This is a genomic window from Micromonospora sp. LZ34 (assembly GCF_052981855.1).
The window spans coordinates 1-11,196 of record NZ_JBRIQN010000009.1; the positions used below are offsets into that span (position 1 = coordinate 1).

6 protein-coding genes and 1 tRNA gene are annotated in these 11,196 nt (G+C 71.5%); 4 read left to right on the forward strand and 3 right to left on the reverse strand.

Translation table 11 applies throughout. The features are described from left to right. Nucleotides 1-97: 97 nt before the first annotated feature. The 3 genes from ACVCAH_RS12350 to ACVCAH_RS12360 all read left to right on the forward strand — a co-directional run bounded on the left by ACVCAH_RS12350 (nucleotide 98) and on the right by ACVCAH_RS12360 (nucleotide 3,302). Nucleotides 98-1,870: a hypothetical protein gene (locus ACVCAH_RS12350; RefSeq protein ID WP_447136233.1), complete on the forward strand. Its 1,773-nt coding sequence runs from the start codon at nucleotides 98-100 to the stop codon at nucleotides 1,868-1,870. 65 nt (nucleotides 1,871-1,935) lie between these two features. After that, nucleotides 1,936-2,901, forward strand: coding sequence for a hypothetical protein (locus tag ACVCAH_RS12355; protein ID WP_447136234.1), 966 nt, complete (start codon nucleotides 1,936-1,938; stop codon nucleotides 2,899-2,901). Further along, nucleotides 2,886-3,302 carry a hypothetical protein gene (locus tag ACVCAH_RS12360; protein WP_447136235.1) on the forward strand — a complete coding sequence of 139 codons (417 nt, stop codon included), beginning with the start codon at nucleotides 2,886-2,888 and terminating at the stop codon, nucleotides 3,300-3,302. Before ACVCAH_RS12355 ends, ACVCAH_RS12360 begins: the two co-directional genes overlap by 16 nt. 335 nt (nucleotides 3,303-3,637) lie before the next feature. Here the strand turns inward: ACVCAH_RS12360 and ACVCAH_RS12365 are convergent, their stop codons facing one another. The 3 genes from ACVCAH_RS12365 to ACVCAH_RS12375 form a co-directional block, all read right to left on the reverse strand. After that, nucleotides 3,638-5,338, reverse strand: a complete 1,701-nt coding sequence (locus ACVCAH_RS12365; RefSeq protein ID WP_447136383.1) for a UvrD-helicase domain-containing protein — start codon at nucleotides 5,336-5,338, stop codon at nucleotides 3,638-3,640. Continuing rightward, nucleotides 5,335-6,933 carry an ATP-dependent nuclease gene (locus tag ACVCAH_RS12370; protein WP_447136236.1) on the reverse strand — a complete coding sequence of 533 codons (1,599 nt, stop codon included), beginning with the start codon at nucleotides 6,931-6,933 and terminating at the stop codon, nucleotides 5,335-5,337. The genes ACVCAH_RS12365 and ACVCAH_RS12370 overlap by 4 nt, the downstream gene beginning before the upstream one ends. A 617-nt stretch (nucleotides 6,934-7,550) precedes the next feature. Then, a tRNA-Leu gene (locus ACVCAH_RS12375) sits at nucleotides 7,551-7,634 on the reverse strand. Nucleotides 7,635-7,867: 233 nt separating this feature from the next. Here ACVCAH_RS12375 and ACVCAH_RS12380 point away from each other — a divergent pair. After that, complete coding sequence (locus tag ACVCAH_RS12380) at nucleotides 7,868-11,098, forward strand: tetratricopeptide repeat protein (protein WP_447136237.1); 3,231 nt, start codon at nucleotides 7,868-7,870, stop codon at nucleotides 11,096-11,098. The last annotated feature ends 98 nt before the right edge of the window (nucleotides 11,099-11,196 follow it).

Below are 11,196 nucleotides of genomic sequence, written 5' to 3' on the forward strand. Positions count from 1 at the left end.
CTTACGCGGCAGGCACTTCGCCGTCTCTACCGAGCCTTCTCAACCCTCAAGATCACGGACACCGTGAAAGACCGAGGCTAGGGCCCATGATGGTCCAGTGATGCACGAGTTGAGCCGGCTGGGCGAGCGGCCCTTCGAGGACCTATGCCGGGCACTGGCGGTCCATGTCCTCGGAGTCGGTATTCAGGCGTTCGGTGACGGTCCCGATGGAGGGCGCGAGGCGACCTTCGAGGGGCCACTCTCCTACGTCGGGGCTGACGGTCCGTGGGACGGCTACGGGGTGCTGCAGGCGAAATATCGCCGTGTCGGGCTCGGCAGCAAGGACGCCGATTGGCTCTGCCAGCAGATCACACGTGAGCTCAATGCCTGGCTCGATCCCAGCCGCCAACGGGTGAGTGCGGGTCGGCACCCGGAGTATCTGATCATCGCCACGAACGTGCGACTGTCCAGTTCGCCTTCCACTGGTGGCATCGACCGGGTACGTGTGCTGCTGCGCGGCTACGCCGATCGGCTCGGCCTCAAGGACGTCGCCCTGTGGGAGGCCAACACGCTGTCGATGTACCTCGACGCCTATCCCGGGGTACGGCAGAGCTTCTCCCACCTCATCTCGCCAGCAGACGTGCTTGCCAGAACCTTCACCACGTTGGGCCGCATCGATGACGCACTCCGCCCGCTCACCATTCAGGTCGGCCAGGGAACGCCGGGCAACGAGCGGGCGTTCCGAGCGGCCTACCAGGCAGCCGACGGCCAGCGAGTTCTCGGAGAGCCCACCAGTGAGGTCTACGACGACGGTCCTGGCTGGGTGCAACATTTCCGCGGCAGCTCCGGTCAGCCCGAGGCGGTAATCTGCGCTCGGGCCGGGCACGACCCAGTCGCCATGGACGCCGCCATCTGGGATGCGCTGCGGGCGGCCAGTCCGGGACAGCTCACCGACGTCGGCTACCCTGTTCGGTCCGCGTCGCCGGCGTTCATCGACGGCACTACTCGCAGGGTCACCCTTGACGGGGGCCTGTGGGGGCCGGGCGAACTCGTGCGCCGCGACGACGGTTCGTGGCGGTGGCAACCACAGCTACGCTTCAGCTTCGAGACGCGCGAGCAGGACCGGTGGACCTCCACCGCCAACCGCATGGACCTGCGGCTACGGTGCGCTGCACGACTGCTCTGGCAGCACACCGAACGGGCCATCGGCACGGCGGGCCGTAAGCGACTGCATGGCGCCCTGACCGCCGGTCCGCTACCCGAGCTCGCGGCAGCCTTGGCCCGGCGCATGGGCCTGTCCACCGAAATTGGAAGCTGGGAACGCACCCCGTCCGACGAGGGCTACAACGACCAGCGCTTCGCCAGCTACCGCCTCCGCCTCGCCGGCGAGTCCGAACGCACAGCCCTGGCCCTGTGGGCACGGTTCCAGCTGCCCGACGGCCTGCAGCCCACCATCGTCGCCCTCGTTGATCTACGGATCGACGTCACCGCCTTCCCGTCATCAGGCAGGACACCAAGCGACGCGGTCCCCCGCCTGAGTCTCAACGATCTACACCGCTTCTTCACGGCAGCCTGGACCACAGCACATCATGACCTTCCGCTCGCCGTGACCGCGAAGCCGCAGGACCAGGCTCCGGCCGGACCAGCCATCACCGAACTGCACCTACAAGCCGAGCACGCCAACACGCCGACTCACGGCCACATCCGCGACCTGCAGGAACTGATCGACCTGACCACGCTCGGCGAACCCACCCGAGACTCGCTTCCCCGCATGTCGATCGCCGTCACCTCTGCGCCAGTGCCGCCGATGCAGGTCGACGACCTCGTCAGCGACGCGCTGCGGCACATGGCCGCAGGCTTCGGCTTCCTGGAACCCGAGGATGACGCCTGAACCCTTGAAGACCTCCACGACCGCCGAAGGCTGCCCTGGGCAAAAATAGCTGGCAGGCTATGCGTATGCCGGCACGCGATGTGATCATGTGGGCGCTTGATGAGGTCATAACCGACGAGGATCAGCGGCGTGCCTCGACCCGGGTAACGGACGTGTTCTACCGGCACAGCCGGCCGAAACCCGGTGCCCTCATGCTGGGCATCGGCTTCGCCGGTGACGACACCGACGAGGCCGGCGCTGTGGTACTCATCGGCCTCGCCCGTCGCTCACAGCAGGTAGCGACTGGCAAGGACCGCACCTCGATCACGCCGGTGTTCCGCCTTCCCGAACCAGTGCCGGTCAAGCGCCTGCAGGCGGCGCTACCGCCAGACGTGAAGCGACGCCTCGACCTGCGGAGCCGGCTGCCCCATCCCCTCGATCCGGCACGGCTGCCTCCGCAAGCCGGTGCCGCCGTGGTCGCCGCGCTGCACCACCTCTCACCCGCAGCCGGGCAGTGGATCACGGCGCTGCATGAGGCCGACGAGCCGCTGACCGGGCCGCACGCTGCTCGGTTGCGTGAAGAGCGTGACGCCGTCTCACTGGCGATCGACATCTCCGGCGTGCCGGCGCCCGACGACCTGCTGTACACCCCGGGCGACGGGCTCAACCCCGGCGAGGCGTTCGGCGCCACGTTCAACCCGCTGTACCTCACGGGCAACCCGTTGTCGGTGGCCGACAACGAGGACTACCTGCTCGCCGAGGACCTGCGCCGCTTCGACCCCCACGGTCAACTACAGATGCGAAGCTCCAGCATCGCCCGATTCACCGACGACCAGTTCGCGCTGACCATCACCAACGTCAACCGCAAACCCCTGGAGAAAGCCCTGGGCGTCGACCTCATCTACTACGACGAGCTCGCACACATCTTCACACTCTGCAGTACAAACGCATGCCCCTGCGCGCCACCGGCCGAGACACAGGCACGGAGCGGTGGGCGTACACCGGCCAGGCGGAGCTCGAGGAACAACTGCAGCGGATGGACATCGGCTTGAACGAGCCGGTCAACTCCCGGGACTGGCGCATGGTGCCCAGCCCGTTCTGGTTCAAGTTCGTCCGCGACCGGGACTTCACCCCCGGCGACCCATTCGTACTCAAGGGCATGTACGTACCCGCCGACTACCTTCAACGCGCCATCGCGGATGGGAGCCTACGTACCGGTTCTCGCACCGGGTTTGAGGTCACCTACGGCAACACCCGATACCTTCCCCGAGATGTCTTCGTCGCACTAGTCCGCCGCGGGTTCGCTGGCACCACCAGGGCAGGAAGCGAGGCCGTACTGGAGGTCGCCGCCCAGCGATCCCAGACGCGGGAAGTCGTTCTGGCCATGAAGACGCGGCGCGGCGAAGACGAGCGCCCGAACCGCGCCTACCACGCCACGGAAGCACTCTTCTGATCCGGCACGGTGCTTCCCCGAAATCGGCTATGCGCCTGCTCAACCAGGTCCATAACCACCTACGCGCAGTGAAGGCTCCCCAATAGACGTCGGACCTGACCTGGCTCACAATGGAGAATCTTGATTGCTGTCAGGCGCATTGACCTGCGGGTTCTCGGCGCCGAACGAGGAAATCTACGCACTAAATCGATTGGCTGGCGCCGGTTATGGAAAAGCGGGAGCGAGGACGAGCTTCGGCGGCGCAAACGAACGTAGCTGAGGCGCAACAGGGCTGGGTAGGCAGGTGGATGATCGTAGCGCACCGACGTGGATCGTTGCGAGTGTGGCGGTGACGGCTATGTCGGCGCTCCGATCAGCTGGGGCACCGGCGTGCCGCTCTGCTCGTCCTGATGTGGGTCCGTGGTGACGGCTTCGATCAACGGTAGCCACCGCGACGGGTCGCGTCGGAGAGGTTCGCCGCGCCAGTTGGGTACGTCGGCGGCGACGGTGACGAGGAGGTCCTCCCGTGCCCTGGACGCCATGACATGAAGGACTGCGAGTTCGTCGCGGATCTGGTTCGGGTCGTTGGATTTGATGGCGGCGTAGTGGGGCATGAACGCCTCCTCCAGTCCCACGATGATGACCTTCATGAACTGCTGGCCCTTGCCTGAGTGGCCGCTGAGCAGGTGCAGTCCGGCGCCGGTGGGCAGGTCCGGGTCGCCGGCGACGCGGATGGCGGCAAGTGAGTCGGTCAGCGGGGTCTCGTCGGTGCGTTCGTGTAGGGCCACGCAGGCGGAGGTGATGTCGTCGCGTAGGTCCAGGTCGTCGGGGTCGACGGCTTCGTGGCAGCGGCGCTGCAGCTCGTCGATGCGGGATTGGTCGGTATCTGCGGCGGCGATGGCGGCCGGGGCGTGGGTGCGCAGTAGCTCGACAACGCGGGCGGAGTACATCGGGTCGTCCCAGATCTCGGCCGCGATCCCGGCGGTGCGGACAGCCTGGTCGACGTAGGCGCGGCGTGTGCCGGCGCGGGCCATCACTCCGATGCTTGCCGTCGGGTCCTCGGCCAGCCAGGTCTGGACCTGGTTGATCACCGCGTTGGCCTCGGCGTACACGTCGGGTGACCGAAGGATCGCGACCCGCCCGCGGCCCTGCCACTTGTCGGGCTCGGCGCACTCCAGCGGCTGCCCGCCGAGTTCCGTCGCGAGAGAGCTGACGGCGCGCAGGACGGCGGGTGATGAGCGGTGCGAGCAGTCCAGCCGTACAACGGTTGGGTTACGGGCGCGGATCTGGGCGAACACCCAGTCGGGGTCGGCCCCGGCGAATCGGAAGATGCCCTGCGCTTGGTCGCCGCCGAAGACTATCTTGCCGCGGCCGAGTTCATGGACCATGAGGTACTGCAAGGGGTTCAGGTCCTGTGCTTCGTCGACGAGCACTGCGGTGTACCGGGCCCGGTACAGGTCGAGAATGGCTGGCAGCGCCAGCAGCCGGACGCCATAGCGCAGTACGTCGTCAAAGTCGAGTCGGCCCTCGGCGTCCAGGCGCTCCTGGTAGGCCATCGCCGCCGGCAGCCCGCAGGCGCCCAACCGGGCATGGACCTCCTCGTCGGTGATGAGGGCGCGCTTGGCGGCCACCAACGCGGCCGTGAGCACGTCCACCTTGACGCCATGCACGCGGGCGGTGGTGCGGCACAGCTCTTTCAGCCATCCGTCTTGCGGGGCGAGGAGCAGCGGGTTCCCGCCGATGGTGGTGCCGTGGTTGCGGAACAGCCGGTGGGCGAACGAGTGGAACGTGACCACGTCGACGTGGCGGCGCGCAGCCACCGGACCGAGGTGCGTGCGGATCCGGCTGTCCAGGTTCGTCCGCGCCCGTTTGGCGAACGTCAGCACAAGGATCTGATGGGGTTGGCGCACCTCGCCGGTGCGGACCATCTCGGCGGCGTGCTGGGCCAGGCGTTCGGTTTTGCCGCAGCCCGGCGCGGCGAGCAGTAGCACCTCGCCCACCGGCAGGCGAACCTCGTCCGCGTCGTCGGATTCCCGAGGGCGGGGTGTCGCGGTCATAGTGCCCGTAGCCTTTTCATCAGGTCGACGATCACTGGGATGGCCGCTGCATCCGCGGCGGTGATCTGGGTGGCGAGCGCGGCGGCGACCTTGATCTTTCCCTGGCGGCACCACTTGGCCAGCGACTGCTCGGTAATGTCCTTCTCGTCGGAAACCCGGCACGCGCCCACGATTGCCCGCCGGTCATACATCCCCGACGCCTCCAGCGCGTCGAGGACGCGCGGAGCACCCAGGCCGCGGACGTACTCGTCCTCCAGGTCGGTCCGGCTGATCAGGACGTTGTGCTTATCAAGGTCGGCGACGGCGCAGCCGAGCACGCCAGCGACGATCGCGGCCTCGGCTTCGTCGACGAGGGTGAGCATGGCGATGTTGAACCCGGCCGGACCGAACAGCCTGAGCGGGGGACCGAAGTTGGTGGCGCCGTTGACGACGACCACGCTGATGCCCGCCTGATCCAGGTCCAGGGCGGAAGCACGAGCGAGGGCGTGCAGGAGGACTCGATCGGAGATGCCCTCCACCGCCACAAGCGCGCGGGCGGTCAGCGGTTCCAGCGTGGTGTCCAGCCACGAGTGCTGGCGGAACTTCCAGTCCTCGTCAAGGTTGAGGGGCACTTGGCGGATCGTGCCGTCCGGGGCGAAGGCGACGATCTCAGACGGCCGGAACGCGGCGAGCACTTGTGGAGACTGGGTGGCCAGGATCGCCTGCGGCACCTCGGCCAGGACCGCGCCGATACGGGCCTGAGCACGCGGGTGCAGGTGAACTTCGGGCTCGTCGACCGCCACGATCCGCGCGGCGCGACGGTGGACCTGGTGCAGCGCGATCGTGGTCAGTGCGCGGAGGCCGTCGGACTGCTGGTGCAGCCGGACGGGGCCACGATCGGTGCGGATGTGGATGTCCACATCGCCGAGCAGCGCTTCGCCGTCGACGTCGCGCAACTGCACGGACATGTCGTCGCGGTCGACCTGGCGGGGGTACACGGCCGACAGTGCGGTCGCGATGCTCTCCCGCAAGGTGACCAGTGCGCTGGCTTTGTCCAGGACCGTCTGGTACTGCCCCAGCGCGGTCCGCAGGTCGGCCGCTTCGCTGCCGAGATCCACCTCGGCGAGCAGCGCCCGGGCGGTGCCGGTACGCCCGCCACCGAGTTCGCGGTTGGCGGACCGGTCGGCGGGCAAGTAGCTCCAGCCGATCGCGGAAAGCTGGTTGGGGCGGACCGGCCGGGCCACGGCCACCTTGACGAACTCCCGCTGGACCGTCTTCAGCTCGGGATCGATCTGGTCGAGGGTGACGGTGAGCCGGATTGTCAGCTGCATCTGCGGCCCCGCCGGGGTCGTCAGCACCTCGACGTCGTCGGCGAACCATCCCTTGTCCTCGTTGTCGAGACCGGTCAGTGTCGCCTCGACGACCAGCGGCGCAGCCTGGTCCCGAAGCATGTCCGGCCCGAACCAAGCGTGCAGCTGGCTCGTTGAAGCCTTCAGCAGCGCGTTCAGGGCTCGTATGACGGTGGTCTTGCCTACGGCGTTCGTACCCACGAGCACGAGATGACGCCGGACCTCGAAGTCGAGGTCCGGAACTCGGGCATGGTTGACGATGCGCACCCGCGAGAGTCTCACGGGATCCCCCCTGTGTGTCGAAGCCGGCGCCAGCATCGGTGGCCCGATCGCTACTGAGCCGCACCCATCGATCGCAGCCGTCATCCCTGCCGTCAGGCCACGGGCGAGGTCACCGGCCTGCAGAAGCCTGCGGCAGCCGGCGCCTCAGCTATCACACCGGACCGTACCAAGGGTATCGAGGTCTGCCCGGACGGCACGCCGGCCATCGCCGAGTTCGTGATCGACGTGGTCGTGCCGCCGTTCCGATGTTGTACGGGCTCCACCCGGGGCACGGACCTGCGCACGCGACCGGGATCGACGCCAGCGTGGACCCGTTCCTCGATCAAGGGGCTCCCGCCCGAGACGCGCTGATGATCTGACTCAGGTGGCTGCTGGCCAAGGTGCACGGCGGCGCGGCAATCGCCGGGCCTGGCTCCACCGACGAGCCGGTACAGGCCAACCCCAACCGGGGGCGGTGATAGAGCCGGTCGGAACTGCGCCGTCGATGACCAGCGGATGGTTGCGGAGCACATGCTCACGCGGTGCGCGCTCCGCTGCCGTGGCCAGCGGACTGTAGTATCAGTGCATGCGCACTCAAAGTGCGCACCAATGCGGAAAATCTGTGTCCGAGGGGGGACTTGAACCCCCACGCCCTATACGGGCACTAGCACCTCAAGCTAGCGCGTCTGCCATTCCGCCACCCGGACTTGCATCGTCCAGCCTACCGCGCCGGCCGGGGTGAGCCCGTCACCCGTTCGGCCGCCCGGCGGGCCGCACGGGGAGTTACTGTACACGGCCGGGGTGGATCATGCACATCGGCTTACGCCCCTCCGGCCGGAGCCCTCCGCGCCCAGCTCAGCCGGCCTCCGCGGGCACCGGAAAGGGGTGGGCCCACGCGCCCGGGTAGCGTCCGGCCGCCGTCTACCGGCAGCATGGCCACGTGTCCCATCCCGCTTCCCTGGCCGTCGTCCAGCAGAGGGCCCTCGCGTTGCGCGCCGCGGGCGATCTCACCGCCGCCCGCCGGATGCTCACCGACGCCATCGGGTCCGCCCGGCCGGCGTACGGCGAAGACCACCCGGACGTGCTCAACACGGCGCACCTGCTGGCTCGGCTGCACCGGGAGGCGGACGACCCGGGTGCCGCCCGCCGGGTGCTCGAGGAGGCGTTCGCCGCGGGCGAGCGCCGCTGGTCGCACGCCGAGCCGCTGATGCTGGCGCTGTCGTTCGAGCTGGCCGGGGTAGCGGACGAACTGGGCAATCGGCACGAAGCCCGCCGTAACTACCTCCGCGTCGCCACCGCCGGGCCCGCCGTGCTCGGTGCCGACCACCCGGCCGTACGCACCGCCCGGCAGTACCTCGGCGACGCCGCTCCCGCCCCTCAGCCCCCCGCCCCCGCCGCCGGCCAGACCGGCCCGGGCGGCCGGCCCGGCCCGGCGGCGCTCACCGAGCCGACCGTGTCGCTGACCACCATTCCCGCCACCGACCAGCCGTACGGCGGCTCGACGGCCGCCGCACGCCCGCCGCAGGCGCCCGCCGCGCACCCGGCGTCCGCCCCGGTGCCGCCGGTGCCCCCTCCGCCTCCGGTTGCGCCCCGAGCCACGGTCACGCCGCCTCCGCCGCCGACGCGCTCCGCCCCGGTCGTCCCGCTCCCGCCGCTCGCCGCCACGCCCCCGGCACCGCCCGCCGCCGGCCCGGCTATCCCGACTCCGCCGCGCCCGGCCCCGCCCGCGCCGCCGGCGCACCACCAGGCCGGCGCGCAGTCGGCACCGGCCCACGCCACACCCCCGCCGCCCCCGCCCCACCTGTCCCGCCCGGCGCCGCCGGCTCCGCCGGGCCCATCGCAGGCCCCGCCGGTGCCTCCGACCGGCCAGACCGGCGGTACGGCGGCACCGGTTCCGCCGAACCCACCTGTACCGCCTCCACCGCCGTTGCCGGATACCCTCGCTGCGTCGTCGCCGGTCCCGCCGGCACGCGCCAGCGCCGCGATGCCGGTCCCCCCTCCGCCGCCGACCGCGCCGGCACCGCGGACGCCTCCCCCGCCGGCGCGCACCGCCGCGGCTCACGCACCGACCGCACCGGCGGCTCCGCCCGTCCCGCCGCCGCCGCGCATCCCCGCGCCCCCGGCTCCACCCGTCTCGGCGGCCAGCGCGGGCACCACCGCGCCGATGACGGTCGGCGGGGCCGGACCACAGCAGCTTCCGCGGCCGCCCGCCCCTCCGCAGCGTTCCGACGGCCCGGCCGTGCCGGCCCCGCGGCAGTCGCCGTGGGCCCCGGCGCAACCGCCCACCGACGCCGCCAGGCAAGTTCCGGCCCGACCGCTCGCCGCCCCGCAGGTCCCGGCTCAGCAGTTCACCGGTCCGGCCCGGCCGGTCCCGGCACCGCCGCCGGCGGACCAGGCTCGCCAGGTCTGGGCACCGCCCGCCGCGCCGCGGTCCACCGGTCCGGCAACGCCGGTCCCGGCACCACCCGCGACGCCGCACTCCGCCCCTGCGGCACCGCCGGTTTCGGCGCCGCCTGCCACGCCGCAGTCCAGCGAACCCGTCCGGCCGGTCTCGGTGCCGCCCGCGGCCGCCGGCCCGCCGGCCCCGGCCGGTTCGCCGGTGGTCACCGCTCGGCCCGAGCCGGTAGGGCCGCCACGGCAGCGGACAGCCGAGGAGCCTGCTCCGTCCGCCCCGGCACGGCAACTGCCGGAACCGCCCCCGATCCCCGCACCGGGGTGGGACAAGCCGACCGTGCAGGTCCAGCAGATCGGACCGCTGCTGGCCGAGGAGGTGGCCCGGGTCGGCACGCCACCCGTGGCGACCCGGCCGCAGACGCCGAGTGTTCCGCCCACACGGCCGGTCAGCCCACCGCCGTCGGCCGCGCCGGTGAGCGCGGCCTCGGCGGCCCCGGTCAGTGCGCCGCCCGCCCACCCGGTCAGTGCGCCGCCCGCTCATCCGGTCAGTGCGCCGCCGACCGCGCCGGTCGGCTCGCCAGCGATGAGCACTCCCCCGGCACCGCCGGTCAGCGCACCCCCGGCACCCCCGCACCCGGTCAGCGGACCACCGATCAGCGCGCCGCCGACCGCGCCGGCCATCCCGCCACCGGTCCACCCGCACCCGGTCAGCGGCCCGCCGATCAGCGCGCCCCCCGGGCCGGGACAGCCGGTCCTCCCGCCGCAGGCGCACCCGGTCGTCCCGCCGCCGGCACACCCGGTCAGCGGGCCACCGAACCCGGCGTACCCGGCCAACCCGCCGGCCCCAGCGCAGCCGGTCAGCACGCCGCCGGCGCCCCGGTACCCGGTCAGTGGCGTGCCGCTGGTGCCGCCACCGGTCAGCGGAGCGCCGTCCCCGGCGTACCCGGTCCCACCGCAGCCGGTCAGCGCACCGCCCGGGCCTCCGCACCCGGTGAGCGGGCCGCCCGTGGCGCCGCCGCCGGTCAGCGCGCCGCCGGTGCCACCGTGGGGGATGACCGCGCCGCCGTGGGGCAGCATGGCGCCGCCGCAGCCGCTGGCCGCTCCGGTCGCGGACCCGGAGCCCGAGCCGGACGAGTCGACGGACGACGACGAGGACGGGGACGAACCGGCCTACGTGGACCTCGACCTGGACCAGCCGCGGCTCGAACCGGCCCCGGAACCGGCACCCTCGCCCGACTCCGCCGGCACGGCCGCGCCGCCGGTGTCGGCGTACCCGCACCAGCAGGCGTACCCGCCGACCCAGCTGCCGGCGTACTCCCTAGAGGAGCCGGAGTCGGGCGGCCGCAGCCGGACGGCGGTGATCGTCGCGGTGGTCGCCGCGGTGCTGGCGGTGGCGGCGGTCGCCGGGGTGGGCGCGCTGGTGCTCGGCCGGGACGCCGCGCCACCGGCCGGTCCGGCCTCGCCGGCGCCGACCGCGGCAACCGCGACCGGCCCGCCGCCGACCGACCTGAAGCTGCGCGACGATTCGGCCACCATCACCCTGACCTGGACGGACCCGTCCAGGGGCGCGGCGCCGTTCATGGTGGCCGGCGGCCGGGTCGGGCAGTCGCTGGGCGTGATGGCCAGGGTGGACCCGGGGCAGACCAGCTACACGGTCAACGGGTTGAACTCCCGGGTGGACTACTGCTTCACCGTGCTGGCGGTCTACTCCACCGATTCGTTCGCCACCTCTGGGCAGGTCTGCACGGACCGGGAGGGCGGCGCCGCGCCGCGCTGACCGTCCACACGGCCCGCGAGCACGCTGGGTGTCCACAGCGGGACGGTGCGGGTTCCCCCGTCCTCGACCGGGCCATATGATGGCACCCGGCTCAGGGG

Coding starts and splice junctions, on each gene's coding strand:
- ACVCAH_RS12355 (WP_447136234.1), top strand. CDS start 1,936: ATGCCGGCACGCGATGTGATCATGTGGGCGCTTGATGAGGTCATAACC.
- ACVCAH_RS12360 (WP_447136235.1), top strand. CDS start 2,886: ATGGACATCGGCTTGAACGAGCCGGTCAACTCCCGGGACTGGCGCATG.
- ACVCAH_RS12365 (WP_447136383.1), bottom strand. CDS start 5,338: ATGACCGCGACACCCCGCCCTCGGGAATCCGACGACGCGGACGAGGTT.